The following is a 24,542-nucleotide window of genomic DNA, read 5'->3' on the forward strand; positions in this document are numbered from 1 at the left end:
CCTAGCGCCATATTACCGCATAAGCCCCGCTAATCTCCTTGCCTCCCTTGCGTGCCGATTTTGAACGTGAAACAAGCCTCACCCAAAGTTTCATCCTGAACACCACTTTGAGGATTAGCCATGTTTGATCTGCAAACCATGCGCGATCAGCTCGCCGCTCACTACGATCTGGCGCCAAACCCCACTTTGGCACAGGAGATGTCCGAAGAATATGCGCGTATGAAACGCGTGGTTTCGCCAATGGATTGGGCCATCCATGCCCCCTATGTGGCCGCGATCAACGCTCTGAAAAAAAAGCGCAACGCGGTGATCCTGGCGCATAACTACATGACCCCCGAAATCTACCACGGGGTTGCGGATGTGGTCGGCGACAGCCTGCAACTGGCGATCGAGGCCACTCGGGTCGAGGCCGATGTCATCGTGCAATGCGGCGTGCATTTCATGGCTGAGACCTCCAAGATTCTGAGCCCTGACAAAATCGTGCTGATGCCAGACATGGAAGCGGGCTGTTCACTGGCGGAATCGATCACCGCCGAGGGTGTCGAAGAAATGCGCCGCAAATATCCTGGCGCTCCGGTTGTCACCTATGTGAACACCACCGCTGAGGTCAAAGCTGCCTCTGACATCTGCTGCACCTCCTCCAATGCCGCGCAGATTGTCGCCGCGATGGAGAGCGACACGGTGATCATGACACCAGACAAATATCTGGCGCAGAACGTGGCGAAGGATGTACCGCAGAAAACCATCGTCTGGTGGGACGGTGCCTGCATCGTGCACGAGCAATACACCGCCAAGGATCTGCAGGAATTCCGCGAATGGAACCCCGACGCCCGGTTGATTGCGCATCCTGAATGCCCCCCGGATGTGGTAGCAGAGGCCGATTTCTCCGGCTCGACCAGCGGCATCATCAAATATGTCACCGACGAAAAACCGGAAAAAGCGCTACTGATCACCGAATGTTCGATGGCATCAAACATCGCTGACAGCCTGCCAGAGGTCGATTTTTCCGGCCCCTGCAACATGTGCCCTTTCATGAAGATGATCTCGCTGGAGAAAATCCTTTGGTCGCTGCACACCATGTCAGAGCCCATCGAGGTTGACCCCAAGGTGGCAGAAGGCGCGCGTCAAGCCGTGCAAAAGATGATCGACCTGTCGCAAGAGCTGGGCATCTGATAGGTGCCGGGTCATCCAGTGACAACACAATCTTCGGAGCCAAGTGCATGACAACCCCGGTTGAGACCAAGCCGCTTCTGACGGATCGCATCGTCATTGTCGGCGCCGGTCTTGCGGCGCTTTATGCTGCGCTGGAGCTGGCACCACGTCCGGTCTTGATGATCTCTCCCGAGCCCCTTGGGCTTGGCGCCAGCTCGGCCTGGGCTCAGGGCGGCGTGGCGGCGGCCATGGCCAAAAGTGACAGTGCCGAAGCCCATGCCAGCGATACCTTCAATGCAGGCGATGGCACCGTCGACGCCGAGGTGGCCGATATGGTCACCCGCATGGCCCGCGACCATATCCTGGATCTGACCGAGCTGGGCGCGCCTTTTGATCGCGATGCCCAAGGCAACTATGTGATGAGCCGCGAAGCCGCCCATTCCGCCGCCCGCGTTGTGCGGGTCAGAGGCGATCAGGCAGGCCAGCAAATCATGCAAACCCTGATCGAAGAGGTGCGCGCCACCGCCTCGATCCAGGTCATCGAGGGCACCGAAGCCCTGCGGTTGGAAACCAAAGATAAGGGCGTGACAGGTGTCTGGGTCCGCCGCTCTGATCTACCTTCGGCCCCGGTGCTGATCTCCTGCCCCGGTGTTTTGCTGGCGGGGGGCGGGTCTGGTGGGCTGTTTGCCCATACCACCAACCCGCCGCGTATTCGCGGTCAGGTGATCGGGCTGGCGGCCCGGGCCGGGGCCCGCATTGCGGATGCGGAATTTGTCCAGTTTCACCCCACTGCGGTGGACTGCGGCGAAGACCCCGCCCCCCTCGCCACCGAAGCGCTGCGCGGCGAAGGTGCCACCTTGATCAACCCTGACGGCCATCGCTTTATGCTGGATCAGCACCCGGACGCCGAGCTGGCACCGCGTGACGTGGTGGCGCGTGGCATCTTTGCCGAAACCCAGGCCGGGCGTCGCCCCATGCTGGACACCCGAGATGCCCTGGGGGCCGAAGTCCTGACCCGCTTTCCGGCCCTGGCCGAAACCTGTGCCCGCGCCGGGATTGATCCAGTGAAAGATCCGATCCCGGTGGCGGTTGCTGCCCATTACCATATGGGCGGTATTGAAACCGATATGCGGGGCCGGGCTTCTCTTGATCACCTCTGGGTCAGTGGCGAGGCTGCCTCAACCGGGTTGCATGGTGCCAACCGTCTGGCCTCGAATGGGCTGTTGGAAGCCCTTGTCTATGCCCGCCGCGCTGCTGTGGACATCGCAGATAGCATTGCGATGCCCTCAGCTCCAGTCGCAGAGCTGAGGCCAGAGTTCACAGCAGATGGGCAACCCATGGACGCGGATGCGGTACAGCAGCTGCGTCAGACAATGACCACCCATGTTGGCATGCGTCGCAACGCAGCAGGACTGCGGCAGGCACTTGCCACTCTTGTGGCGCTTGAGACCGCCCAGTCGCAGGACGAGGGGTTTCTCAATATGTGTGCCACCGCCACCCTGATCGCCACCAGCGCGCTGGAACGCCGCGAAAGCCGGGGCGGGCATTTCCGCACCGATTACCCGCAGGCAGAGCCCGCTCTTGCCCAGCGCAGCCAGACCACCCTCGCCGCCGCCCAAGCGCTGCGCGACCGGGTGCTGAACAGCCTTTGAAAGGACATGCCATGATCCGCCAAGCTCCCCTGCCCGATCTGTTGCTGGAACCTCTGGTGCGCGCCGCCCTGCATGAAGACCTGGGTCAGAACGGCGATATCACCACCCGCACCGTGATCCCGCCTGAGGTGCGCTACACCGCGCGACTGAATGCCCGGGATGCTGGCGTGGTCTCTGGCATGCAGATTGCCCGCATCGCCTTTCATCTGGTGGACCCTTCGCTTCATGTAAAGACCCTGGTCGAAGACGCATCGCCCTGCGCCCCCGGCGACACACTGATGACCATTGAAGGTTCTGCCGCCTCGATCCTGTCGGGGGAACGCATCGCGCTGAACTTCTCTGGGCGTCTGTCGGGCATCGCCAGCCTCACCGCCGGGTTTGTTGCTGAGACCAAGGGCACCCAGACCCGCATCACCTGCACCCGCAAGACCACGCCGGGGTTGCGGATGGTGGAAAAGCAGGCGGTGATCCATGGTGGCGGGTCAAACCATCGCTTTGGCCTCTCGGATGCCATCCTGATCAAAGACAACCATATCGCCGCCGCTGGCGGCATCGCGCAGGTGCTGAGTGCCGCCAAGGCCAGTGTCAGCCACATGATGAAGGTGGAGATCGAAGTCGACACCCTGGATCAGCTGAACCAGGTCCTGGAAACCGGCGGTGCCGATGTGGTGCTTTTGGACAATATGAGCACCGCTGATCTGACTCGCGCCGTTGAGATGGCACAGGGGCAGCTGGTCACCGAAGCCTCTGGCAATATGAAACTGGAGCGCATCGCCGAGGTCGCCGCCACCGGCGTCGACTACATCTCATCTGGCGCGCTCACTCATTCGGCGCAGACATTGGATCTGGGTCTGGATTTTTAGGCCTACCCCTAAATTCAAATGCACCGCTCGACCGTAAGGTCGGGCAGCCCCGACCGCCCCCATGGGCGGGGGCCTTTGCCCCCACCCGCGGTCCGGGTCAACCCTATCGCGTTCCACAGTCTGCTCGTGAAGGGATTACAACATCCCCCGCGCAATGGTCTCCTGCCATTCCTTGACAAAAACCTCTGCGCCCTCTGCCCCCTCACGGGCCGTCACTTTCCGCCACAAATAGAAATTCTCCACATCACAGGTCATCTTGTTTTCGGTATCAATCGAGACCTGCCAACCTTCCTGTTCAAAGGTAAAGTTCCAGTCACTGGCAAAGGTGGCCGAGGCCGGGTCGTCAGGGTGGATCGCATAATGCATGGTGACATGGCTGCCCACAGTCAGCCCGTGATAGGGGTCTACCGCCTTACCGTAGTCATCAAAGGTATCCAGAACCAATGTGCCATCCGCATGGGTCTTGGTCTCTGACGTTCCGCTGGCCTCTCGCAGCACCTGAGCCTGCAGGGTGGGATAGTCCCGCGGCGCGCCAGGGTTCTGCGGGGCGATTTCTTCTGCAACACGCCGCTCTGGCAGGGTGAGGCAACAGCCCTCCAGATGCAGTGTCACCTCTGCGGCCTCTGGCGCGGGCCAGACGATGGGCCAGTAGGAGGTCGACAACGCCAGCCGCAGCTGATGCCCGGCCCGCAGGTGATGGGCGCATTCATTCAGCGCAATCTCCGCCTCATAGCGCTGCCCCGGCACCAGCATCTCTGGTGTCTCGTGGCTGTCACGATGGGTCAGATTCAAGGGACGAAAGGTGATCCGCTGCGATACCCCCTCGGTAGAGACATCACAAAGCCGCGCCACCAGCTGCGCCACGGGCCGATCAACACTGAAGGACACCTTTAGGCGCGGACGCCCCATGATCTCCAGAGGTTCGTCCAGCGCTGCCGTGTCAAAGCAGGCCGCCAGCGCATCATCTGCCGCCTGATCCCCCGCCAATTCGTTTTCAAACCGCATGCCAGCGCAGAAGTACCCCCCCGCTTTGCCCAGCGTGGCCGGATTTCTGACAACCCGCTGCCCGGAGCAGGCTTCGTCCGACAGCCCCTCGGCTCCCAAATACATCACCCTCTCGCGGATATTTGGCGAGGGCCAATCGGCCTCTGCCACCCAACGTCCCTGACGGGGTTTGTTCTGCATGGTCGGGTTAAAATGCTGCTGCATATAGGTGCGGTAGTCCGGCAGGAACTCCACGCCGCTATCTTCTCCACGCAGATATTGATCAAACCAGGCCAACACCTCGCCATGGAAATCCGCCGGGTCCAATTTGGCAATATGGGCATAGCGATGCTCCCAGGGGCCAACCAGTGCCTTGGCGGGCCCAGAGAGATTGGCGGCCAACGCCGAGGGCGTGTTGACATAGGCATCCGCCCAGCCGGTTATGGCCAAAACGGGCACTGTGATAGCCGACCAGTCCTCGCAGACAGAGCCGTGTTTCCACTGGCCGTCACGGGTGGGGTGGCGCAGCCAGTCAGCGGCCATAAAGGGCATATCCTCGATCCGCTTGATCCAGTCTGCACGCCAGTCGGCACGGTTCTTTGGATTTGCGGGACGCGATTGATAGGCAAACATCTGACTGCCCCAATTGGCATTATCGCTAAGCAGGCAGCCCCCCATATAATGGATATCATCGGCATAGCGGTCCGCAGTTGAGGCGACCGAGACCACCGCCTTGAGCGTCTCTGGGCGGCGATAGGCCAGCTGTAAGCCGTTGAAACCGCCCCAGGAAATACCAATCATACCAATATTTCCATCGCACCAGTCCTGTGCCGCGATCCAGGTCAGAACCGCCTCACCATCGCTGAGCTCCTGTTCCGAGTATTCATCATCAAAGACACCTTCGCTGTCGCCAGTGCCGGCGATATCGACGCGAATGCAGGCGTAGCCTTCACTGGCAAAAACGGTATGCGTGGTCTCATCCCGGGGCGCAGTGCCATCGGCTTGGCGATAGGGCAGATATTCCAAAATGGCCGGAACCGGTGTTGCCACCTGAGGCAACCACATCCGAGCGGCAAGGCGGCGTCCATCGGGCAGATCGATCCAGGTTGTCTCGATCAGGTCATAGGCATTTGGCATCGGGCGGTCTCTTTCTGACTGGCTGTTTCGCATCAAACTCGCCCAGGTAGCTGAGTTCAGCTATTGCGTGATTGTGAGCAAAGTGACGCTAATGTAAGCACGTAGGCATATCGACCCAAGCAGAGTGCCACATGCCCACCTCCTTTTCGCAAAATCTGCGCTGGCTTTGTGCCGAAGCAGGCCCGATTGCCCAGACCTGTCGCGGCATCGGCATCAATCGCCAGCAGTTCAATCGATATCTGAATGGCAACGGGGCCCCCTCTGCGCATAACCTGCGGCGCATTGCCAAGTATTTTGGCCTGACAGAGACAGAGCTCTCGGCACCCCACGCGGAATTCTGCCTGGCCCAGGAGCTGCAACAACCGCAAAGCTCCAGCTCTGGCCTACTGCCCTTCAACAGGTTGTTTCAAAACCAGGCCCGGCCCCTGCGGCGGTTCTTGGGGGTATACCATGCCTATTTCTGCACCCCCACCTGGCCGGGACAGATCCTGCGCAGTCTGGTGCAGCTCCGGGCCGAGGACGGGCTGGTTGTCACCCATACCTATGAGCGGGCGACATCCGGCGATGGCAGCATTCGCCAGCGCGGGCGGTATCACGGGTTGGCCAGTTTTCAGGGAAACCGGCTTTGCATGTATGAGACCCCCCGGCGCGCAGGGGGGTTTTTGTCGGAAACGGTTCTGATGCCCGAACACCCGCAGCAAACCACCTATCTGCAGGGCTTGACGCTAGGGGTCTCGGCACGCCCCGGTCAGCAGCCCTTTTCCACCCGCACCGTCTGGGTGCGCATCGCCGAGCGCACCAGTGCGCGCGAAGCCCTCGCCCTGACGGGGGCCTACCCCAAGGCCAGCGCAAAGCTGGACCCAAAGGTACGCCGCCTTTTGGGGGATCAGCCCCCCATCAGCATCAACACCCAGACGCCCTAGGGCTGCCGCCGGATCAACTCGGCAGCTTGGGCAGCTTAGGAGCGGATTTGTCCAAAGCCAGCTCTGCATCAGAAAACTTCCAGGGGCCGCGCACACCGGGGATGCCTTCTGGGGAAATCTGCATGCCACGATGTTGGATCTGTGGATCCTCAAAGGCCTGACCCACGGTATTGATGGGCCCGGCCGGAACTGTTGCAGCCTCCAGCGCTGCCAGTAGGCCTTCCTGGGTCCAGCCTGCCACTACCGCTTCCAGCAGGGTGGTCAGGGCAACACGGTTGGCAACCCGCAGCTGGTTCGTCGCAAACCGCGCGTCTTCCTTGATGCCCGCAAGGCCCAAAACATCGCAGAGCCGCTGGAACTGGCCGTCATTGCCCACTGCCAGAATGATATGCCCATCCTGCACCGCCATGACCTGATAGGGGGCAATATTGGGATGTTCATTGCCCAACCGAGTCGGGCTATTGCCTGTCGCCAGATAGTTCATCGCCTGATTGGCCAGAACGGCGGTGGCGCAGTCCAGCAGGGACATATCGATATGCTGGCCCCGCCCCGTCGTGTGGCGTTGTTCAACCGCTGCCAGGATGCCAATGGTGCCATAAAGCCCCGTCACCACATCGGTGATCGCCACGCCGACCTTCTGCGGCTGGCCTTCGGGCTCGCCGGTGATCGACATCAGCCCTGACATGCCTTGCAGCAAAAAGTCATAACCGGCGCGTTTGGCATAGGGCCCATCCTGACCAAACCCGGTCACGGAGCAATAGATCAGCCGCGGGTTCACCTTGGCCAGGCTGTCGTAATCCAGACCATATTTGGCCAAACCGCCGACTTTAAAGTTCTCGATCAGGATATCGGCATCCCGGATCAACTCCAGCACCTTTGCGCGGCCCTCTTCGGTGCGAAAATCCGCCACCACGCAGTCCTTGCCGCGATTGGCCGCGTAGTAATAGGCTGCAGTTTTGTCCTCTTCACGCTCGATAAAGGGAGGCCCCCAGGTTCGGGTGTCATCACCATTCGGGCTTTCGACCTTGGTGACCTCAGCGCCCAAGTCAGCCAGCGACTGGCCAATCCAGGGCCCTGCCAGAATACGCGCCAGTTCAACAACTTTGAGGCCAGAAAGCGGGGTCATGGGCAATTCCTATCCGGGGCCGTGCCCCTTGCATTCATTCCTGACCGCTACCTAACCCATCTCGCATTTCCCTTGCAATAATTTGATCAAAAATAGGACTGCGGCGCGCCGTCGCTTCAGTTTCCCTTGATCCGAACCGTAAAGCTGGTCCGCGCCCCAGAAGGCGGTGGCGGAAAAGGCGCGGCGCGGCGGACCTGCGCCAAGGCAATCCCGTCCAGCTTGGCTGAGCCAGAACTGCGCGCGATGCTTAAGCCCGACAAGCCACCTCCGGCAGTGACCCGGAAGCGGACCACAGCCACGCCACGGACATTGGCCCGGCGCTTGGCGCGCTGGATGCGTCGCATCACCAGCCCGGGGTAATTGCTCACAGCTGCATTGCCCTGCACCTTGGCACGGCCGCCAGTGTTTGACGCCTGACCACCAGGTGCATTGCGGGTCGCGTTCACCTCTCCCTGAGTTGCACTGGCCTCGCTATTGCCGCGCGGTTTGGCCGTGGGCGCAGGTTTGACCGCTGGTTTTTCAACCCGCTGCGCGGCGGGTTCAGGCTCTGGCTGCACCGGAGGCTCAACCGGGCGTTCTGGTGGGCGCAGGGAATGGGTGACGACGGGGCTTTGCGGCTCAGGCGGTTGCACCTCGATGGGTTCTGCGTGAACTGCGCTCTCCTGCAAGTCCGTAGTTTCCAATACTGGTGCAGGTGATGGCTCAGGAAGTACAGCAGGCTCTGCTGGTTTCGCGGTTTCCGCCAATTCTGTCGCCACCTCCGTAGCGGCGTCAGCAGCAGGTTGCGAAACAGGCACAATGGTCGGGTCCTTGGCGGGTGTAACCGATGACCGCTCGGGCGAAACAACACCCAAGGGCACCCCGCCCTGAACGGCTTCGATCTGCGCAACAGGATTCAGAACCTCAGCGACAGGCTGTTGGGCAAGGGGTTGCTCAGCCGGCGCAACGGCTTGCGGCTGAACCGGTGGTAGTGGGTCGGCCTCCAGTGTTTGCTCCGGCACATCGGCCTCTATTGGAGTTTCAACGCCAATGGCCAGATTGACAAAACTATTGCCCTCGCCTGCCAGTGCTGTGTTCCCCCCCGCCAGCTCCACCACCTTGGGCTGGTTTTGTAGGACAGGGACAGCGTGCAGCCCTAACGCCAACATAAGCGCCGAAACCGCCACCAGATAGGAATGCGGCACCTGCCGCAGTACGGCATTCACTTGCGCGGTCATCGCTACAGAGCCCTTTCAGAGATCAGGACCACCCGCTGTGCGCCAGCCGCCCGCAGAGCGTTGCCAAGCCGCACCAGTTCCTTGGCGGGCAGGGCCTGATCCGGCACTATTTTCACCACCTCTCGCGCCTCGGCGGGCAGACCGAGGACATAGCTGACGGCATCCGGCACAGGCTCACCACGCAAGGACAGCCGACCATCTGCGTGCACAACCAAGGTATCCGGAGGCTCACGCCCTTCCAGATCTGTAGTCTTGACCAAGGAGAGATCCTTGTCGATCGGCGGCGCCAAGGTGCCCGCGATCATGAAAAAGATCAGCATCAGAAACACGATATTGATCAGAGCGATGGTCGGCTCTTTCTGTGCCTGTGCCAGTGCTTTCAATTGCATCAGCCCAGCACCACCGTTTGCAGGTTTTCTACCTGGCGCAGCGCCGCCAACAAATCCACAAGCCGCTGCGAGGACGCCGCATCATCAGGGCTGATCAGGACCAGATGCCCCTGCCCGTCCTGCGGTTGACTGCGCACCAGATCTGCAATCCGGCTCAGATCAACGGGCTGCCCGTTCAGTGTCACCTGATCTGGCCCCAGCGTGACAAACAGTTTTTGGCGCTCTTCCGCAGTCGTGGCTTTGCCAGCCGCCATCAGCTCAACCTCGCCATATTTGGAGAAGGTCGAGGTCAGCATGAAAAACAGCAACAACAGGAAGATCACATCGATGAGCGAGGTCATCGACATACGCCCGCGTTTGGGTGGTGAAAGCTTAACCGGCATGCGCCAAAGACCCCATGGCCTGTGCCGGATCCGCTTCAGCAGAACTCTGCGGTGCAAAAGCAACCCGCAGCGCCTGGTTGGCAAAGACGCGTTCCCGCTGCATCCGCGCCGTGAGCCAGCTCAGCACCAGCGAGGTCGGCATTGCAACTGCAAGGCCCGCAGCCGTGGTCAAAAGCGCCACCCAGATCCCACCCGCCAGCAGCGACGGATCCACGGAAGAGCCCGCAGATTGCAGCTTCTGAAAGGCTTCGATCATACCAATCACGGTGCCAAACAGCCCCATAAGTGGCGCCAGCTGCGCCACCACATCCAGTGCCCCCAACCCGCGTTCAAGCTGGGCAAACTGGGTTTCCGCTTCGGCATCGACCCGCGCCGACAGCTCAGCGGTCTGGGGCGCACTCAGCGCCATGCGCAGGACCGGGCCAAGATAAGACCGGCTTTCGCCCAGCATTCTCAGCGCGTGCTCCCGATCGCCAAGATCCCAGGCGGCGACAGCTGCTGCCAGCTGCCGGTGGCGCCCCACCCGCGCCGCCTGGTATTGCCACAGTTTGTAGAGCACCAGCGCCGCTGTCAGCACTGAGACACACAAAAGCAGCAAAACAACGGGACCACCCAGATCCAGAACACGCGAGATTGCATCTTGGATCAGGGTCATCCCAACAACTCCATCTTGGTCCGGCTGGTCAGGGTCAGCCCCTTGGAGCAGCCCGTCTCCTCCAGCCCCGCCCCGGAACAGGTCTGTGCCCCGTTGATCAGCACCCGGCTGATATCAGCGCAGGCCTGCGGGAATTGAAACTGCCGCACACGCAGGCGCCCGGCAGGAAGGTTTTGAAAATCCAACAGAGTCAACCGGGACACTTGGCCGGCACCATCAAAAAGCACGGTCTCATAGACCGCCTGGGAAATGTCCTTGTCGTGGCCATTACGTACCACAAAGGACAATTTACAGGCCCCAGAAGTCTCTTCAGCCGAACTCAACTCGATTGCGATGCCTGGTGTAGGGGCGGTGGTCTGCGCCACGATTTCTGCCCCTGCCACGCCTGCTGCCCCTGCCCATCCTGACAGCGCAAGCGCTGCCAGAGTGCGTTTTTTTTGTGCCAGATGTCCCATTGGTTTCCTCTCGGTTGCGATTGGATCAGAAGGTTTTTGCCACGCTCAGTTTGATGTTGCGGCCTGCGGCAACCTGAGTAGCAAGGTTTGGCTGATAAACGCGGTCAAAGGCGTTTTCGATCCCCAGACGGACCTCGGCCCCGGCCAGCACGCCATTCTGCGGACGATAGGTGGCCCGCAAGTTGCTGATGCCATAGCCACCGCGGTTGTTGTTGCCGTTCTTGGCCACCACCTGTTCCCAGCTGAGGTCCCAGGTCTCGTTGATGCGTTTGCCGACGGTCAGACGTACGCCATTGGCTGGCGCATTATCCCAAAGCTCCCAGACCCCGGTTAGGACAGACGTATTAAACGCCTCGTAATCCCCATATGTGGCATTCAGATCAAAGTAGGTTCCATTGGACATGGCATAGGTCAATTCGACCTCCACCCCGTGGCTATCCACCCTGCCAATGTTTGAATACGAAGTCACATCCCATAGGTCAGTAAAGAAGACATTTGCCTTCACTTGCAACGAGTCATCACCTGTAAAAACATCGCTGGACACATAAGAGGCACCCACTTCATAGGTGGTCGATTTCTCCGACTGATTCATTCGGCTGGGGACGCTCAGATCGTCGATAATTGGCAGGTTTTCAGTATAGGCGGCGCTGGCAAACAGAGCCAGACCGGAGTCAAACTCATAGCGTGCAGAGATACCCCCCATCAGCGCAGAATTGTCATAGCGAGCACCTGCAAATGTCGCCGCACCGGTGATCTTCTGGTCCTCCCAGCGCAGGGCCGGAGTGATCGTCCAGTTGTTGCCCAGAGCGATTTCATCAATGATGAACAGAGCAATCCGCTCGTCCTTGCCACCGGGAACCGAGACGCTGCCAGAGGTCGGGCTAACCTGGCTTTCCAGCCGGTCCTTGCTGGTGAATTCAACACCAAAGCGCAGATCATGCGAGACAGCACCGGTCTGGAAAAACATGGCATTTTTGATGGTCAGCTTGTCGATGGTATAGTCGTGATCGCCATCCAGCAGGTAATCAACAAACCCACCTGGGTTGGTTGGCTCACTTTCGATATAGATGTCGGAATAGGAGTATTGAACTGACAGATCGATCAGATCATTGCCAACTGGACTATATTCGTATTTCAGTGTGGCAACCTTGGATTCCGTGCTCCGGTTCACATTACCAAAGTTGACCACATTGAACTGGTCATAAGGTGAGTCGAACTCATCCGAATAGGACTGTTGATAAGCAAAGGTCAGGGCATGTTCGTTGGCTTCGCCAAAGGTGTATTTGGCCTTTGCCAGTGCTGAGTAAGGCTCTGTCGAAGTATTGTCGACTAGATTGCCATTGCCATCATCATAGGAATCGGTGTCCCGCTTGACGTAGCTCAGCAGAACTTCGAAGTTCTCCATGGGTTGCCAGGCCAGGATGGAAGAACTGTTGTAGCCCTCACCATTGGAAGAATAACCAAGTTGCTGGCGGAACCGCAGGCCGATCTCGCCACCGGTGAAGTCTGAGGCGTCTTTGGTTTCCAGTTGAACCACCCCACCAATAATACCCGACCCCCATTCAAAGGAACCGACGGTACCGCGGATCACCGAGACGCTTTTGTAGAGTGCAGGATCGGTAATCAGCTGTGTGCCGATGCGATAGATTTCTTCCGAACCAGTTGTGGCCCCATCGATAACGATGGCCACCTTCTGGTCGGTCCCGTAGGTGCCATTGGCACCAAAGCCGCGAATATTGATCCCCGAGCCTTCTGGGCGCGACCCGTTCACCAGGGAAACCCCGGGAACCGAATCGATCAGCTCGGCGATCGTACCGGCCTGACGGTCATCGATTTCTTCCTGATTAATGACTGTAAGGGGGACAGCGGTGCCGACCTGCACTTCGCGTTTGCCCTGCCCCAGTTCCACTGTTCCCAGGAATTCTTCGCCCTGCAATTGCTCCTCAGGTGGCAGTTCATCCAGCAGATCTTGCGCCATAGCGCCCGATCCGAGCGTCAAACCCAATACGGAAACGGTCCCCAGCAAATGCTGCGTCAGCCGAAATTTCCCCATCTCATGTCCCTTTGCATCTTGGTCTTTTAACCGATGCTTGCAGGTAGGGCTGGCGCGGTAGTTTGGTTGTTTCTGGTGGAACCGTTGATTTCCACTTGAGCCTGATAGTAAAGGTGATAAAAACAGTCAACATAAATTAACCACTGCTAAACAGCAGCCGCCAGCCTGAATTTTCTCCCCAAACCACATGGGGCAAAACTTCGGAGCCAGCCCTTTCCGCAGAACTTGCAACTTTGAAAGGGCCCAAAATGAGCCTTACTCCGCCGCTGGATCCGCAGGCCATCCGCGAGATGCGCCAGGAAAATCCCAAGATCCGTGATCGCGATTTTGCCGCGCAGTTCGACATCAGCGAAGCCCAGCTGGTGGCTGCATACCTGGGCGAAGGCGTCACCCAGCTTGACGCAAATATCGACGAGATCTTCCCCAGGCTTGCCGCATTGGGCGAGGTCATGGCCCTGACCCGCAACGCCTCCTGCGTGATCGAAAAGGTTGGTACCTATAACGATTTTCGCCCCGGCAAACATGCCTCCATGGTGTTGACCCCAGAAATTGATTTGCGGCTTTTCCCCCGCCACTTCGCCACGGCCTTTGCGGTTGAGCGCAATTCGGACGCGGGCATTCGTCGCTCCGTCCAGTTTTTTGATGCTGCCGGGGATGCGGTGCACAAGGTCCACCTGCGCGCTGCTTCCAATCTGGAGGCCTGGGCCACACTTGTCAGCGATCTGGCCCTGCCTGAGCAAGAGCCACATCTTAGTGTGACACCACGCCAGCCTGCAGAAGCCCCCAAGGCGGATCCACAAAAGGCCGAGCATCTGCGCAGCGCATGGGCTAAAATGACCGACACCCATCAGTTCCGCCAACTGACCTCCAAACTGAAGATGAACCGACTTGGCGCCTATCGGATTGCCGGGGAGCCTTTGGCGCGCCAGCTCGAGGCCGGTTCGGTTGACACCATGCTGCATGCTCTGCGCGATCAGGGCATTGAAGTAATGATTTTTGTCGGCAACCCAGGCTGTATCCAGATCCACGCAGGCCCGGTGCAAAACCTGCGCAGTATGGGCCCCTGGCAGAACATTCTGGACCCCGGATTTGATCTGCACCTGCGTCTCGATCATTTGACCGAGGTCTGGGCGGTGAACAAACCTACCCAACGCGGAGATGCCATCTCGGTTGAAGCCTTTGACAGTCAGGGGCAAGTGATCCTGCAGGTCTTTGGTCGCCGCGACGGTGATCGCGATCACCGGCCGGAATGGGCAGAGATCGTCGCCGCCCTTCCCTCACTTTCTGACACCAATACAGGGCAGCGCACCCTACCAGAAACGGAGGCAGCCCTATGACGCTGAGTTCTTCCTTTTCTGCTGGCCTAAAAGCCGCAGGAGCCCTCGCTCTATGTGCCCTCCTCCCCGTTCAGGCTGTACAGGCTGAAGAGCCAAGTCGGATCGTCTCAATCGGTGGTGCTGTAACAGAAATCGTCTATGCCCTAGGCCAAGAAGATCGCCTGGTGGCACGCGACACCACCTCCAACTTCCCCGCCAAAGCTGCGGCCTTGCCCAATGTTGGCTACGCCCGCGCCCTCTCTCCCGAGGGCGTGTTATCAGTTGATCCCGACTTGATCCTGGCCTCCGAAGGCTCCGGCCCGCCAGAGACCCTGGCAGTACTGAAACAGGCCGGTGTGACCTATGTGGAAGTACCGGAAATCTATTCCGCCGCTGGCGTTATTGCCAAAATTCAAACCGTGGCGGATGCCTTGGATCAATCCGAGGCAGGACAAGCCCTGATCACCCAAGTCAGTGACGAGCTTTCAGCCGCGCAGGCGCTGGCGCAGAAGACTGCGGGCGACAGTCCCAAGCGGGTGCTCTTTGTGCTCTCGACCCAGGCCGGTCGCATCACCGCAAGCGGCACGGGAACCGGTGCCGATGGCATCATCACCATGGCCGGGGCGGTCAATGCGATCTCCGAGTTTGAAGGCTACAAACAGCTGACCGATGAGGCAATTGCCGCAGCAGCGCCGGATGTCATTCTGGCCATGGATCGCGGCGGCGACCATGGGTTGACCAAAGACTCCATCCAATCCCTGCCCGCCCTGATGCTGACCCCGGCTGCGCAAAATGGTGAGCTGATACGCATGGATGGCGCACTGCTTTTGCAATTTGGCCCCCGTGCCGCCAGCGCGGTCAAGGATCTGTCACAGGCAATCTACGGAGCCGCCCAGTGAGCGCCCTGACGACGGATATCAATGATGCAGATCCAAGCGATGGATCTGCACCCCTTGTTGATCGGCGCATTCGGGCCCGTCAGCTCACTGTCCTTTTACTGCTTCTCCTTCTGGTGACCTCGATCCTGTCCCTCACCACCGGGGCCTCCAGCGCCTCGCTTTGGAATGCCTTGACGGATCTGGCTGCAGGGCGAGATCTGTCAACGATGGATCGCGTGGTGCTGTTGGATATTCGCTTGCCACGTCTGTGCATGGGTATTCTTGTTGGGGCCTCACTCGCCGTTTCTGGCGCCGTGATGCAGGGGTTGTTTCGCAACCCACTGGCGGACCCCGGTATCGTTGGCGTCAGTGCTGGGGCAGGCCTCGCTGCCATCTGCGCAATTGTCCTGGGCAGCCTGCTGCCAAGCGCGATCCAGCAATTCCTTGGCACCGCTTTGGTGCCCATTGCCGCCTTTTTGGGGGGCTGGGGATCTACCATTTTGCTCTACCGGGTCTCGACACGTGGCGGTCAGACATCGGTGGCAACCATGCTGCTGGCCGGGATCGCACTGGGAGCTCTGGCCGGGGCCGCCTCTGGTGTCTTGGTCTATTACAGCGATGACAGCCAGTTGCGGGACCTCACCTTCTGGGGCATGGGATCCTTGGCCGGGGCCACCTGGACCAAGGTTCTGGCGGCCCTTCCCATCATCGGCCTGGCCCTTGCAGCCGCACCTTTTCTGGCGCGTGGCCTCAATGGCATGGCCTTGGGAGAAGCCGCAGCCGGGCATATCGGCATAGCGGTGCAACGCGTGAAAAACACCGCGATCCTATCCGTTGCCGGAGCCACAGGAGCTGCTGTTGCCGTTTCGGGCGGGATTGGGTTTATCGGCATTGTGGTGCCACATCTGCTGCGCCTTGCAACTGGTCCGGATCATCACAGCCTGCTGCCCAATGCCGCCCTGCTTGGGGCTTCGTTGCTTCTGGGCGCAGACATGATCGCGCGGGTGGTGGTTGCCCCGGCAGAGCTGCCGATTGGCATCATCACCGCCATCCTTGGCGCCCCGGTATTCCTGTGGATTCTGCTCAATCGACGGGGGAACCTGGGCCTATGATCACGTCATTGGAAGCCCGCAACATCAGCGTCAAACTGGGGGGCAAAGAGGTGCTGCATGGCGTCGACTTCACCGCCAGATCTGGCAAGGTAACCGCGATTGTTGGTCCAAATGGGTCGGGTAAGACAACTCTGTTGCGTGCCATGACCGGTGAAGTGCCTCATCATGGCCAGGTCAGCATCAACGGCGTTGATGTGGCCAGTTTGCAGCCCTGGCAACTGGCGGCAATCCGGGCCGTTCAACCTCAAAGCAGCACGATTGCCTTTCCCTTTACCGTGCTTGAAATCGTTCGCCTGGGCCTGAGTGCAGGCCTGTCTGCTGCCGACAGTTCCGTGCCACTGCAGGCGCTGGCCTGCGTAGGGTTGGGCAGCTTTGCCGGGCGCATGTATCAGGATCTGTCCGGCGGGGAGCAGCAACGCGTGCAGCTCGCGCGGGTCATCACCCAGGTCTGGGAGCCCATAGTAGACAATGTGCCACGCTGGCTGATCCTGGACGAGCCTGTCGCCAGCCTCGACATCGGCCATCAGTTCACCGTGATGGATCTGGCCCGTTCTTACGCCGCCCGTGGTGGGGGTGTTGTTGCGGTAATGCATGACCTCAACCTCACCGCGATGTTTGCCGATCATGTGGTACTGATGCAGGCGGGTCAGGTGGCAGCAACCGGCTCTCCAGCCCAGGTTCTGACCAATGAGACCCTGGCCAGCACCTACGGCTGCCCGATCCCGGTCAATACCACGCCCCCCGCTGAGATGCCCTTTTTACTGCCCCAGGCGCGGGCTGCCCTGGCCATTCAGCCGGGTGAATGACCCCTGCATCGAGCCCAGCCTCACCTCTGGGCTCGAATGGATTTATGCCTCTCGAGGTTATTCAAACCACTGCGCCCAGCCATCCAGGTAATATCCGACCAGAGCATGTGATTGCAGCGTATTGACTTCCACCTCCGTGGGGCCACTTTGCGGGTCAAAGACCCCTGCGGCCTGCCAGACTTCAGGTGTGAGGTATTTCAGCTCTGTGGCGAGAGTTTCCGGCAGGTCAAGCCCTGTCGCGGCAGGCATTTGCGGGCTTGCCAGCACAAAGCCCCAATCGCCAAAACTGGGCAGATAGGCGTGATAGGGCTGTGTCGCCAACCCAGCCCCAGGCGCCCATGGGTTGCGGCTGGATTGCAGCGTTGCATTGATGGACCAAAACGCCTCGCGGGCAAAAAGCGGTGATCCCGCCTGGGTCACCATGATCCCCTGTGCGCTCAGCTGCTCGACCAATGCTCCGTAAAACTGACGGCTGTAGAGCTTTGACAGGGCGAGGTTTTTGGGGTCAGGCAGATCGATGATAATGACATCATAGACCGTGCTGCTATCTTCAACAAAGCGCCAGGCATCTGCGTTTTCGATCTCGACCCGTGAATCGGACAAAGCACCTTCGTTCAGCTGTGACAGATCTGGATGATCGCGAAACAGCTCGGTGACACGGGGATCCAGATCCACCAGTGTGACGTGCTCTACCTCTGCCCAGCGCAGCACTTCACGCACCGCCATGCCATCACCGCCGCCAAGCACCAGAACCGACTTGCGCCGCGAGGCCTGCGCCATGGCCGGATGTACCAGACTTTCGTGATAGCGGTGCTCATCCAGACTATCGAACTGGATCGAGTAGTCGAGAAACAACCGGGTGCGGTCGCGGTAGCGGGTGACCGTGATCTGCTGATAGGGCGTTGCTTCGCTAAGGATAATATCATCCTCAAACAGATTGGCCTCGGTCACCGAGACCAGACGCTCGGCCTGCCAGAGACCAAGAAGTGTCACCAAGAGCGCAACCGCCCAGACGCCGACCTGCGCTCCACTGGTATCGCGGCGAAAAATCCACAGGGACAGCCCGGCCACGCCAAGGTTCAGCGCCCCAAAGGCGAGGCTCCCGGCCATCAGCCCGAGATGCGGAATGATCAACAGCGGAAAGGCCAAGGATGCCACAAGCGCGCCAATGTAATCGACGCTCAGAACATTCTCAAAACGGAACTCAGGCGCGCCAATCTCTTTCAGCACACGGGCGATCAGCGGGATCTCCATCCCTGACAGCACCCCCACAGTGATTAACAGCCCATATAGGGGCAGGCTGACGCTCTCCATCCAGGCAAAGCTGAGAAACACCGCTGGCGCCATAAAGCCACCGGCAATTCCCAACAGGATCTGTGCCCAGACAAACCCCGACATGGCACGGTCAACATAGCGTGACAGCCAGGCTCCCAGCCCCATGGAGGAAAGGAAAACCCCGATCACATATGAAAACTGGCGTACAGAATCGCCCAGCAGGTAGCTCGACAAAGTGGCCGCGATCAGCTCATAGATGAGCCCCGCCACAGCCACCAGAAAGGTCGCCACCAAGAGCCAGGTTTCGCGCAGGCGCAGGGCGGCGGTTGCCGCAGCCGGGTCAGCGGATGCGCCCGCGTCCTGTGCCTGTGACACCGGCGCTTCAGGAGACAATGACGGCCGCGATGATGATTGAGATCGACACAAACAACATGCCAATCAGCACCGCCAGAGCCATGTTCTGATCCTGCTCGATCTCTTTCATGATCGGAAACGGCGTCATCCAGTCGATCACCTTCCAGACCGCCCCCATAAGCGCCACACCCAGGAAGGTATAGACAATGGTGCTGATCATTTCAGCCAGCTGAACTGCGGCAAAATACTCCATGAGAGTCCTTTCTATTTGATACTTCCATTCAATCCCCGCCCAGCGCTGACGGCGCGAATAGAGCGATCCAAATCACGGCTTTCGCCGCCATGTCCCAGATAGGCAACATAGGTGGTTCCGGCGATGGCCGTGGCCGAGAGCAGGACAAAGATCAGGCGAAACAAAATCATCTCAATCGTCGTCCTCATCAACCCAGTCGCTGTCGCGCCAACGGGCCTTGTTGTGCAGATAGCGGCGCAGCAGTGGCAGCCCGCCAATGCAGCCAAATCCAAGGCCCAACAAGACCAGCCAGAAACCGCTGGAAACACCATTGCGAATTTGTAGCGACACCTGCGTCATTTGATGTTGCGGCGAAGACGAGCGATTCACATTAGGCGCCCAAAACCCGCTCTCTTCCAGGTCCAGCGTCACCGAATAGGTGCCTGTCACTGGCGGGAAAAAAGCCAGGCTCGCCCTATTGCTCCCCTCGCTCCAACTGCCATCCTTATCCCGGCCAGAGTAATATTCCACGGTGCGGCCCGATTCAAACAGCACCTCCCCCTCTGGGTCTTCCAATTCAACCGCCAGATAGTTCCAGCTGTTACGCCCATTGCCACGCAGATTTATCTTCGTCAAACGGCCCGCTTCTGGCACGTCAAACGATATGCTCACCGGCAATTGGGCGACATTAAACTGGTGCTGGCGGTCAACCAAGGTGCCGTTTTGCAGGCCCATCATGGCCCCCAGCACAAAACACAGCACCATGGCACAGAGCCCTGCCACCATCAGAAAGCCAGCGTTGGCCCCGGCCTTCATCTTCTTCAGCGCATGTATACCGCTGGGCTTGAAAGTTGAAGGCAGGTCAAATCCAGTTATCTCTACCGACTCCAAGTAAACCGTATGATAGATCTCACGTTCCCGATTGGTGGTGGAAAAGCCCAACATGGCATTTTCGGACATCGCAGTGATCGTGGTGGTCTTGGCGCCCTTGCGCGGTGCCCAGGTAAATTCCCCCTCAGCATATATGACCTCGCTGGTGGAGGTGTCGTAGTACTTGAACCGTTCCCCCTCGGAGCGCAGAGTTGGGCAAATCTCGGCCCTATTGACCTCGCCCTCCGACAGCCAGCGCACCGGCTTGCGGTAGCGACGCGAAAAGGTCAGATGCCCCTCTTCCAGCGTCACCCAGGCATAGCCATGGGTCGGGGAAAACACCTGATGATCCACCCATTTCCAGCTGCGCGGCCCCCAGGTCTCTTCGTGTTCCAACAGGCCAATGATGGTGTAATCCACGCCAAAGATCTGCCCCGCCGCACCAATCTTGAGCGGGGTCTCCGGGCGGTTCAAAATATTGAATTTCATCAGCGTTTTATAGCTGTCCAGAGCATCCAACGCGGTGCCGCAATAGCTGCAAATATGGGTGGTCACCCGGCCACCACCCAATATGTCCAGCCCGGCCCCACAGGCGGTGCAATTGATCGACTTCAACTCGGGGTTAAGGCTCATGCGGTTTTTACCACGACCTCAAAGGGGTCGATCCATTGGCCAATGAACCATTCAGTCTCCTGACCGGAAATCTCGGCTGAGAGCACCGTCCCACTCTCGCCTTGCAGGTTGAGAAAACGATAGGTCTCCCCCACAGTCAGCGGATGGCCGAAGCTGCCCTTTAGACCCACACAGGTGCCGGTGCCATCCTCGTCGACCCGAAACCCCTCAGCCTTGTAGCGCAGATTACGCCCCAGGCGCAGCGTGCCCCGGTATTCAGGCCAACCTTTTGGAGGCAATACCCGTTGCAGGATCAGATCGCCCTCATCGACGGAGATCCAGACCGGTTCACCAGATGAATCGATTGCCCAAAATTCGTCCCAGGTGCCACGCCCGTAGGAAAACCGCGCATGACCCAGGATCTGATAGCGCCCCTTACCGATCTTCAACTCGTCACCCAGCTGACAAATCAGCGGCACCTCATGCAGCACCCCCTGGTCGCCCGCCAAACGCAGCCCAGCATCTTCAAGAAGCAGGGTTGTCGTGCAGGCATCGCAAGTAATCATTTTGGCGCTCTTGATCGCTGGGGCGACCCGATTGCCACAATTGGGGCAGTTCAATTCACTCATGAGTGAACTGTTATCATCGATACATGGATCGCAAACGGGAAAAATCACCAAATCCCCTCATGCTTTCATTTTTCAGCTGATCGCTTGTTCCATGCGACAGGCCTGACGGTTTCACATGACGCGGAAAACCTATCCGAAATGCTACTCCTGTGCCTGAGATTTGAGCCTGCATGTTTTCTGCGCTCGGCGCATAACGGCTATGCCAGCACAAGAGCTACTCGCACTAAGACCCACCGCCTATGTTCCCTGCATGGGAGACTTTTATCAGGAGTGACCTGCAATGGCACATACCGCCCACTTCACGACCCCCGCCACCTATGGCGTACTGAACCTTCTGGCAAAGCCCTTCACCGCCCTGGGCAAAGGCCTGATTGCAATCGCCGAAGCCAACAGCCGTTCTCAGACCCTCAACTCTCTGATGGCCATGAGCGACGCTGAGCTGACAAAACGAGGTCTGAAGCGTGATCAACTGGTGCATCACGTCTTTTCCGACAGCTACTACCTTTAAGGCAGGTCTTGCGACTTAGCGGGCACGCCCTGTTTGAATTGCGGTCTGCAGTTCACCACTGTTCAGAACAGGGCGCACCCGGCCTTTGTCCGGCTCATCAACAAGCCACTGATCGGGACCCTTGATCTAGGCGGAACGCGAAAGCACCTCTTCCTCATAATCGATCACCCCGGTTTCGAAATTCTCGGCAACCTCAGCAATTGGCGGCTCAGAGACCCTGCCCTGCCACTGGCCGTCTCCGGTGGCCAGAGTCGAATCTTTGTGTAGTACGAACTGACCGACCAGCTGAGTAAGCCCGCTCGTTTCGTTGTTCAAAGACAAGATTGCCGAGCTTGAATCCTCCACCATGGTTGCATTTTTCTGAGTCACCTCGTCTAGTTGAGACATGCCAATATTGACCTCGTTGATACCTGTGGCCTGATTGGCAGAGACCGCAGAGATACCGGACACCAGCTCTGATATCTGGGCGACCTGAAGGACAACGGCTTCCAGGGCTTTGCCCGCCCCGTCAACCTGCTGCACCCCATCCTGAACATGGGCTGAACTGGTGCCGATCAGGATTTTGATCTCTTTTGCCGCTTCAGAAGACCGTTGTGCCAGACCACGGACTTCTGAGGCTACAACCGCAAAGCCCCGCCCGACCTCGCCTGCCCGTGCCGCTTCGACCCCAGCGTTGAGCGCCAGAAGATTGGTCTGGAAGGCGATATCATCAATAACACCGATGATCTGGGAAATGCGGCTGGAAGAGGCCTCAATCTCATTCATCGCCGCAATTGCCCCCTCAACGACCCTGCCGCTGTGTTCAACATCGCTGCGCGCGGTCACAACGGCTTGCTCAACTTCTTTGGTGTTTTCCGCAGCTGTATTGACGCTAATGGCCATCTGCTCCATCGCCGCCACTGTTTCCTCTAGTGTTGCGGCCTGGCTGGCAGTGCGCGTCGACAGATCCTCAGAAGCAACCCGAATTTCGCTGGATTTCCCCTGAATGCCCTGGCTGGCCAGAACCACCTTGGAAATCAATTCGTTCAAGTTATCCACCGTTTCATTGTAATCAACACGCAAAGGATCGTATTCATCGTCAAAAACTTCAGAAATACGGTCGCTGAAATTTCCTTTCGACAGGTTTTGCAACCCACTCCCGAGACGCGTAATGACACGTTCACCTTCGGCACGTCGTTTTTCCTGTGTGGCAAGCGTTTCCACCACACGTTCTGAAATCAGATCAATATCATGGGCAATTTCGCCAAACCCGTCTGCCCGCATACGTGAGGCGATTCTGATTCCAAAATCCCCTTTTGCCACTTCTTTCAGGGCAGATCGCAACCGTTCGATTGGTCTGGTAATGGTCAATGTCGTCTTGCGCGCATTATAGAGCATGATAGAAACTGTAAGGACGGATACCGCCAACAAAGTATACAGCATATTCATATCATGCTCTCTCGCTGCGATAGCAGTATCATGCGCAAACGCCTCTAGGTTTGCACCGAGGGGTTTTAACAGGTACTCGAGATCCACAAACTCCTTCATAAAGGATGGCAACATCTGCCTTGCCTGCGCATTATCGCTAAAGGCCAGCTTTTGAAGAGAAAGGCTAGAATTCACATAGCTCTCTGAAGACGGAAGAGCTGCTTCAATCAGGGCCGTGATCTCCGGTGTGCTTGGCATCGCATGAAACTCGCGCAGAGATCTCAAGAAGACATCGGCCTCTTCCGCAAGCTGCAATGAAAGTGCAGTCTGCTGGCCAGCGGGCAACGTCTCCCCTGCAAGCAAACTGTAAATAACAAGCCCCTCCATCGATTTATGCTTTATATCTGCAGTTAACTCCTGGCGCACGGCCTCGGTTACGGAAATTTGCCGTTCAAGTTCCAGCTCACTCTGCCAAAGACTATAGGTCGCCAAAGCAGCCAAAAATAGGATAGATGACACCGCGGCAAACCCAGAAATCAAAAGTCTGGCATTTATTGATATATTCCTTAACACCTTAAAACTCCAACTGGTTGCTTTTTTCTTTTCTAAATCAACTTTCTTAAAATTTCAAAAATTGAATAAGTAGGCAAAATCTTGGCTTAGAGAAAAATCTCAAGCCAAATCCGAATTCACGTTTTTTTGCGGTATTTTTATTTACTACCGAAAATGATGGCGTCTCGCCGGTCGCATCAATTTGGGTTTCTTCTGTGCAGGGCTTTGAAGGATGCAGGGCATGACAGGTTCTAGCAGGACGCCAGCCAATCTCGCCCTAAGACTTGCGAACCTGCAATAAGGTCTCTGCGACACATCTCAGATGATCCTGCATCGCCTGTCTGGCCGTAACGCTATCACCCTGTAAGATCGCAGCAGCAAGTGCCTGATGCTGCTGCCCCAGAACCACCATCACTTCGGGCGAGTAGACCGCCGCCCGGGTGTTCGCCCAACTGGCCTGTGCCCGCACCGATCGGATCGCCTCATAGACTGTCAGAAACAGAGGGTTCTGCGCCATCTCGGCAATTTTGTAATGAAAGAGATCATCCGCCGCATCATAGCTCTGCTGGTCAGATGCATCGAGCGTCGCCTGGGTTGTCTGGGCAAAGACCTCGCGCATTTTTGCATCTGCACGCAGGGCCGCCAGCTCTGCCAGGGCTGGCTCGATCTGCAGGCGCACCTCCATCACCTCTTGCAGGCTCACCCGCCGCGCCAGGCTTTTGAGCCGCGCCGCATCGGTGGCAGGGGGCGGTTGTACAAAGGTGCCCTGCCCACGACGGCGAAAGAGCAGCCCCTCCCCCTCTAGCTGGTCCAGCGCCTGTCGCAGCCGGGCACGGCTCACCCCCAGGTGCTGTGCCATCTCCCGTTCCGGCAACAGCCTGTCGCCGCGCAGCACTGCCCCCTTTGAGATTTCTAATCGCAACTTTGCCGCCAGCAGCTCTTGCGGCTGAGGGGTATCAGAGCTCTCTTTGGTGGTCTCCCGAGGCGCATGATCCGTCATCG

24 protein-coding genes are annotated in these 24,542 nt (G+C 58.6%); 9 read left to right on the forward strand and 15 right to left on the reverse strand.

The genetic code is table 11. The annotated features are described in order from the left end of the window. Nucleotides 1-120 precede the first annotated feature (120 nt). The 3 genes from nadA to nadC are packed head-to-tail and all read left to right on the forward strand — an operon-like array spanning nucleotide 121 to nucleotide 3,667. On the forward strand, nucleotides 121-1,173 hold the full coding sequence (nadA, locus tag ED661_RS07000) for a quinolinate synthase NadA (RefSeq protein WP_122073174.1): 1,053 nt from the start codon (nucleotides 121-123) through the stop codon (nucleotides 1,171-1,173). Between the two features lie 47 nt (nucleotides 1,174-1,220). Beyond that, nucleotides 1,221-2,804: an L-aspartate oxidase gene (locus ED661_RS07005; RefSeq protein ID WP_122073175.1), complete on the forward strand. Its 1,584-nt coding sequence runs from the start codon at nucleotides 1,221-1,223 to the stop codon at nucleotides 2,802-2,804. An 11-nt stretch (nucleotides 2,805-2,815) separates the two neighbouring features. Beyond that, nucleotides 2,816-3,667 carry a carboxylating nicotinate-nucleotide diphosphorylase gene (nadC, locus tag ED661_RS07010; protein WP_122073176.1) on the forward strand — a complete coding sequence of 284 codons (852 nt, stop codon included), beginning with the start codon at nucleotides 2,816-2,818 and terminating at the stop codon, nucleotides 3,665-3,667. 135 nt (nucleotides 3,668-3,802) lie between these two features. On the opposite strand, the gene ED661_RS07015 is transcribed toward nadC, so the two are convergent. After that, a complete protein-coding gene (locus ED661_RS07015) occupies nucleotides 3,803-5,788 on the reverse strand; it encodes a CocE/NonD family hydrolase (RefSeq protein ID WP_122073177.1) in 1,986 nt (661 codons plus the stop codon). 131 nt (nucleotides 5,789-5,919) lie between these two features. Here ED661_RS07015 and ED661_RS07020 point away from each other — a divergent pair, with 131 nt between their 5' ends. After that, on the forward strand, nucleotides 5,920-6,711 hold the full coding sequence (locus ED661_RS07020) for a helix-turn-helix transcriptional regulator (protein ID WP_122073178.1): 792 nt from the start codon (nucleotides 5,920-5,922) through the stop codon (nucleotides 6,709-6,711). 13 nt (nucleotides 6,712-6,724) lie between these two features. Here the strand turns inward: ED661_RS07020 and ED661_RS07025 are convergent, their stop codons facing one another. The 7 genes from ED661_RS07025 to ED661_RS07055 form a co-directional block, all read right to left on the reverse strand. Continuing rightward, the gene (locus ED661_RS07025) at nucleotides 6,725-7,837 is read right to left on the reverse strand and encodes a CaiB/BaiF CoA-transferase family protein (RefSeq protein ID WP_122073179.1); all 1,113 of its coding nucleotides are present in this window, start codon (nucleotides 7,835-7,837) and stop codon (nucleotides 6,725-6,727) included. A 116-nt stretch (nucleotides 7,838-7,953) separates the two neighbouring features. Continuing rightward, nucleotides 7,954-9,054: an energy transducer TonB gene (locus ED661_RS07030; RefSeq protein ID WP_122073180.1), complete on the reverse strand. Its 1,101-nt coding sequence runs from the start codon at nucleotides 9,052-9,054 to the stop codon at nucleotides 7,954-7,956. Nucleotides 9,055-9,056: 2 nt separating this feature from the next. Beyond that, complete coding sequence (locus tag ED661_RS07035) at nucleotides 9,057-9,443, reverse strand: biopolymer transporter ExbD (RefSeq protein WP_122073181.1); 387 nt, start codon at nucleotides 9,441-9,443, stop codon at nucleotides 9,057-9,059. After that, nucleotides 9,443-9,826, reverse strand: coding sequence for a biopolymer transporter ExbD (locus ED661_RS07040; protein WP_254054783.1), 384 nt, complete (start codon nucleotides 9,824-9,826; stop codon nucleotides 9,443-9,445). Before ED661_RS07040 ends, ED661_RS07035 begins: the two co-directional genes overlap by 1 nt. Continuing rightward, nucleotides 9,816-10,481 carry a MotA/TolQ/ExbB proton channel family protein gene (locus ED661_RS07045; RefSeq protein WP_122073182.1) on the reverse strand — a complete coding sequence of 222 codons (666 nt, stop codon included), beginning with the start codon at nucleotides 10,479-10,481 and terminating at the stop codon, nucleotides 9,816-9,818. The genes ED661_RS07040 and ED661_RS07045 overlap by 11 nt, the downstream gene beginning before the upstream one ends. Further along, on the reverse strand, nucleotides 10,478-10,936 hold the full coding sequence (locus tag ED661_RS07050; RefSeq protein WP_254054784.1) for a hypothetical protein: 459 nt from the start codon (nucleotides 10,934-10,936) through the stop codon (nucleotides 10,478-10,480). Before ED661_RS07050 ends, ED661_RS07045 begins: the two co-directional genes overlap by 4 nt. Before the next feature lie 25 nt (nucleotides 10,937-10,961). Continuing rightward, nucleotides 10,962-12,989 (reverse strand): TonB-dependent receptor domain-containing protein, encoded by a 2,028-nt coding sequence (locus tag ED661_RS07055; RefSeq protein ID WP_122073183.1) that lies wholly within the window; start codon nucleotides 12,987-12,989, stop codon nucleotides 10,962-10,964. A 248-nt stretch (nucleotides 12,990-13,237) separates the two neighbouring features. On the opposite strand from ED661_RS07055, the gene ED661_RS07060 reads away from it, so the two are divergent. The 4 genes from ED661_RS07060 to ED661_RS07075 are packed head-to-tail and all read left to right on the forward strand — an operon-like array spanning nucleotide 13,238 to nucleotide 17,101. Then, nucleotides 13,238-14,326 (forward strand): hemin-degrading factor, encoded by a 1,089-nt coding sequence (locus ED661_RS07060; protein ID WP_122073184.1) that lies wholly within the window; start codon nucleotides 13,238-13,240, stop codon nucleotides 14,324-14,326. Next, a complete protein-coding gene (locus ED661_RS07065; RefSeq protein ID WP_122073185.1) occupies nucleotides 14,323-15,204 on the forward strand; it encodes a hemin ABC transporter substrate-binding protein in 882 nt (293 codons plus the stop codon). The genes ED661_RS07060 and ED661_RS07065 overlap by 4 nt, the downstream gene beginning before the upstream one ends. Before the next feature lie 5 nt (nucleotides 15,205-15,209). Continuing rightward, on the forward strand, nucleotides 15,210-16,295 hold the full coding sequence (locus tag ED661_RS07070) for a FecCD family ABC transporter permease (protein ID WP_371412414.1): 1,086 nt from the start codon (nucleotides 15,210-15,212) through the stop codon (nucleotides 16,293-16,295). Further along, complete coding sequence (locus ED661_RS07075; RefSeq protein ID WP_122073187.1) at nucleotides 16,292-17,101, forward strand: heme ABC transporter ATP-binding protein; 810 nt, start codon at nucleotides 16,292-16,294, stop codon at nucleotides 17,099-17,101. The genes ED661_RS07070 and ED661_RS07075 overlap by 4 nt, the downstream gene beginning before the upstream one ends. A gap of 57 nt (nucleotides 17,102-17,158) precedes the next feature. On the opposite strand, the gene ED661_RS07080 is transcribed toward ED661_RS07075, so the two are convergent. Genes ED661_RS07080 through ED661_RS07095 form a run of 5 tightly spaced genes read right to left on the reverse strand, consistent with a single transcriptional unit; the run spans nucleotide 17,159 to nucleotide 21,073 of the window. Beyond that, complete coding sequence (locus tag ED661_RS07080) at nucleotides 17,159-18,751, reverse strand: polyamine aminopropyltransferase (RefSeq protein ID WP_122073188.1); 1,593 nt, start codon at nucleotides 18,749-18,751, stop codon at nucleotides 17,159-17,161. A 7-nt stretch (nucleotides 18,752-18,758) separates the two neighbouring features. Further along, complete coding sequence (locus tag ED661_RS07085; protein WP_122073189.1) at nucleotides 18,759-18,983, reverse strand: DUF350 domain-containing protein; 225 nt, start codon at nucleotides 18,981-18,983, stop codon at nucleotides 18,759-18,761. 11 nt (nucleotides 18,984-18,994) lie between these two features. Beyond that, the gene (locus ED661_RS21895; protein ID WP_009810983.1) at nucleotides 18,995-19,153 is read right to left on the reverse strand and encodes a hypothetical protein; all 159 of its coding nucleotides are present in this window, start codon (nucleotides 19,151-19,153) and stop codon (nucleotides 18,995-18,997) included. Nucleotide 19,154: 1 nt separating this feature from the next. Next, a complete protein-coding gene (locus ED661_RS07090) occupies nucleotides 19,155-20,465 on the reverse strand; it encodes a DUF4178 domain-containing protein (protein WP_122073190.1) in 1,311 nt (436 codons plus the stop codon). After that, complete coding sequence (locus tag ED661_RS07095; protein WP_122073191.1) at nucleotides 20,462-21,073, reverse strand: DUF4178 domain-containing protein; 612 nt, start codon at nucleotides 21,071-21,073, stop codon at nucleotides 20,462-20,464. The genes ED661_RS07090 and ED661_RS07095 overlap by 4 nt, the downstream gene beginning before the upstream one ends. Nucleotides 21,074-21,353: 280 nt before the next feature. On the opposite strand from ED661_RS07095, the gene ED661_RS07100 reads away from it, so the two are divergent. Continuing rightward, nucleotides 21,354-21,581 carry a DUF1127 domain-containing protein gene (locus tag ED661_RS07100; protein WP_122073192.1) on the forward strand — a complete coding sequence of 76 codons (228 nt, stop codon included), beginning with the start codon at nucleotides 21,354-21,356 and terminating at the stop codon, nucleotides 21,579-21,581. A gap of 126 nt (nucleotides 21,582-21,707) precedes the next feature. Here ED661_RS07100 and ED661_RS07105 read toward each other — a convergent pair whose 3' ends face one another. Both ED661_RS07105 and ED661_RS07110 read right to left on the reverse strand, forming a co-directional pair. Next, the gene (locus ED661_RS07105) at nucleotides 21,708-23,561 is read right to left on the reverse strand and encodes a methyl-accepting chemotaxis protein (RefSeq protein WP_254054785.1); all 1,854 of its coding nucleotides are present in this window, start codon (nucleotides 23,559-23,561) and stop codon (nucleotides 21,708-21,710) included. 256 nt (nucleotides 23,562-23,817) lie between these two features. Next, the gene (locus ED661_RS07110) at nucleotides 23,818-24,540 is read right to left on the reverse strand and encodes a FadR/GntR family transcriptional regulator (RefSeq protein ID WP_122073193.1); all 723 of its coding nucleotides are present in this window, start codon (nucleotides 24,538-24,540) and stop codon (nucleotides 23,818-23,820) included. Nucleotides 24,541-24,542 lie beyond the last annotated feature (2 nt).

The organism is Pseudophaeobacter sp. EL27, assembly GCF_900313025.1.
Lineage (GTDB): Bacteria > Pseudomonadota > Alphaproteobacteria > Rhodobacterales > Rhodobacteraceae > Pseudophaeobacter.

Coding starts and splice junctions, on each gene's coding strand:
- ED661_RS07060 (WP_122073184.1), top strand. CDS start 13,238: ATGAGCCTTACTCCGCCGCTGGATCCGCAGGCCATCCGCGAGATGCGC.
- ED661_RS07015 (WP_122073177.1), bottom strand. CDS start 5,788: ATGCCAAATGCCTATGACCTGATCGAGACAACCTGGATCGATCTGCCC.
- ED661_RS07025 (WP_122073179.1), bottom strand. CDS start 7,837: ATGACCCCGCTTTCTGGCCTCAAAGTTGTTGAACTGGCGCGTATTCTG.
- nadC (WP_122073176.1), top strand. CDS start 2,816: ATGATCCGCCAAGCTCCCCTGCCCGATCTGTTGCTGGAACCTCTGGTG.
- ED661_RS07030 (WP_122073180.1), bottom strand. CDS start 9,054: ATGACCGCGCAAGTGAATGCCGTACTGCGGCAGGTGCCGCATTCCTAT.
- ED661_RS07075 (WP_122073187.1), top strand. CDS start 16,292: ATGATCACGTCATTGGAAGCCCGCAACATCAGCGTCAAACTGGGGGGC.
- ED661_RS07050 (WP_254054784.1), bottom strand. CDS start 10,936: ATGGGACATCTGGCACAAAAAAAACGCACTCTGGCAGCGCTTGCGCTG.
- ED661_RS07110 (WP_122073193.1), bottom strand. CDS start 24,540: ATGACGGATCATGCGCCTCGGGAGACCACCAAAGAGAGCTCTGATACC.
- ED661_RS07045 (WP_122073182.1), bottom strand. CDS start 10,481: ATGACCCTGATCCAAGATGCAATCTCGCGTGTTCTGGATCTGGGTGGT.
- ED661_RS07055 (WP_122073183.1), bottom strand. CDS start 12,989: ATGGGGAAATTTCGGCTGACGCAGCATTTGCTGGGGACCGTTTCCGTA.
- ED661_RS07100 (WP_122073192.1), top strand. CDS start 21,354: ATGGCACATACCGCCCACTTCACGACCCCCGCCACCTATGGCGTACTG.
- ED661_RS21895 (WP_009810983.1), bottom strand. CDS start 19,153: ATGATTTTGTTTCGCCTGATCTTTGTCCTGCTCTCGGCCACGGCCATC.
- ED661_RS07065 (WP_122073185.1), top strand. CDS start 14,323: ATGACGCTGAGTTCTTCCTTTTCTGCTGGCCTAAAAGCCGCAGGAGCC.
- ED661_RS07085 (WP_122073189.1), bottom strand. CDS start 18,983: ATGGAGTATTTTGCCGCAGTTCAGCTGGCTGAAATGATCAGCACCATT.
- ED661_RS07035 (WP_122073181.1), bottom strand. CDS start 9,443: ATGCAATTGAAAGCACTGGCACAGGCACAGAAAGAGCCGACCATCGCT.
- ED661_RS07090 (WP_122073190.1), bottom strand. CDS start 20,465: ATGAGCCTTAACCCCGAGTTGAAGTCGATCAATTGCACCGCCTGTGGG.
- ED661_RS07040 (WP_254054783.1), bottom strand. CDS start 9,826: ATGCCGGTTAAGCTTTCACCACCCAAACGCGGGCGTATGTCGATGACC.
- ED661_RS07005 (WP_122073175.1), top strand. CDS start 1,221: ATGACAACCCCGGTTGAGACCAAGCCGCTTCTGACGGATCGCATCGTC.
- nadA (WP_122073174.1), top strand. CDS start 121: ATGTTTGATCTGCAAACCATGCGCGATCAGCTCGCCGCTCACTACGAT.
- ED661_RS07095 (WP_122073191.1), bottom strand. CDS start 21,073: ATGAGTGAATTGAACTGCCCCAATTGTGGCAATCGGGTCGCCCCAGCG.
- ED661_RS07020 (WP_122073178.1), top strand. CDS start 5,920: ATGCCCACCTCCTTTTCGCAAAATCTGCGCTGGCTTTGTGCCGAAGCA.